Origin of the sequence: Pseudomonas agronomica (assembly GCF_025917275.1) — a bacterium.
In the GTDB taxonomy this organism is placed as follows: domain Bacteria; phylum Pseudomonadota; class Gammaproteobacteria; order Pseudomonadales; family Pseudomonadaceae; genus Aquipseudomonas; species Aquipseudomonas agronomica.
The window spans coordinates 1-863 of record NZ_JAOSHO010000933.1; the positions used below are offsets into that span (position 1 = coordinate 1).

An 863-nucleotide genomic window follows, 5' to 3' on the forward strand; every position below is an offset into this window, starting at 1 on the left:
GGGAGCAAGCTCCCTCGCCACAAGTGCGTTCCAGCTCAATATCGGTGTGTTCCAATTCAATGGCAGTGTTTTCAGTGCCCTGCAGTCTTGGAAAAGAGTTGGATCACGACAACCCCAAGAACGATCAGCGCCATCCCCAGCATCGCCGGCACGTCCAGTTTCTGCCCGTAGATAAACAGCGCCGCGACGCTGACCATGACGATCCCCAGGCCGGCCCAGACCGCGTAGGCCACCCCCACCGGAACAGTGCGTACCACCAGCGTCAGCATCCAGAACGCGGTGCCGTAGCCTGCGATGACCAGCAGCAAGGGCAGGGGCGCGCTGAAGCCCTTGATCGCTTTCATCGACACGGTGGCGATGACTTCGGCGCAGATGGCAATGGCGAGGTAGTAGTAGGCGTTCATGGGCGAATCCTCTGTGACTGTTGCGTCGTTCGATGGCCCATTCTAGGGATTGGGCAGATGGGGTAAAGTCATTACCTATCTGCAATAGAGATAGGTTGCGCCATGGATATTCAGTGGAATCTGGAACAACTGCGGCTGTTTGTCGGGGTGGCCGAGAAGCGTTCGTTTTCCGCCGTGGCCCGGGATCAGCGCAAGGCCCAGTCGGCCATAAGCAGTGCGATTGCCCTGCTGGAAGAGGACTTGGGGGTGAGCCTGTTCGAGCGCAGCAGCGGCCGTCAGCCCAAGCTCACCGACGCGGGCGTGGCGCTGCTGGAGGAGGCCCGGGAAGTGTTGCGCCAATGCGAGCGCCTCAACGGCCGGGCCCTGGCCTTGATGCGCGGGCAAGAAGCGTCGCTGCGCCTGGCCCAGGACGAGGCCATGCCCTATCAACCGGTGATCGACAGCCTGGCGGCGCTGGCC

2 protein-coding genes are annotated in these 863 nt (G+C 61.9%); one reads left to right on the plus strand and one right to left on the minus strand.

Annotation, left to right across the window (positions count from 1 at the left end; all coding sequences use genetic code 11):
* Positions 1–71: 71 nt before the first annotated feature.
* The gene (locus OC610_RS28200; RefSeq protein ID WP_264432947.1) at positions 72–404 is read right to left on the minus strand and encodes a DMT family transporter; all 333 of its coding nucleotides are present in this window, start codon (positions 402–404) and stop codon (positions 72–74) included.
* 108 nt (positions 405–512) lie between these two features.
* Here OC610_RS28200 and OC610_RS28205 point away from each other — a divergent pair.
* The coding region (locus tag OC610_RS28205) for a LysR family transcriptional regulator (RefSeq protein ID WP_264432949.1) at positions 513–863 on the plus strand (351 nt) is incomplete at its 3' end.

What these genes read in the sequence shown, in the direction of transcription:
- OC610_RS28200 (WP_264432947.1), bottom strand. Translation starts at nt 404, where the DNA reads ATGAACGCCTACTACTACCTCGCCATTGCCATCTGCGCCGAAGTCATC.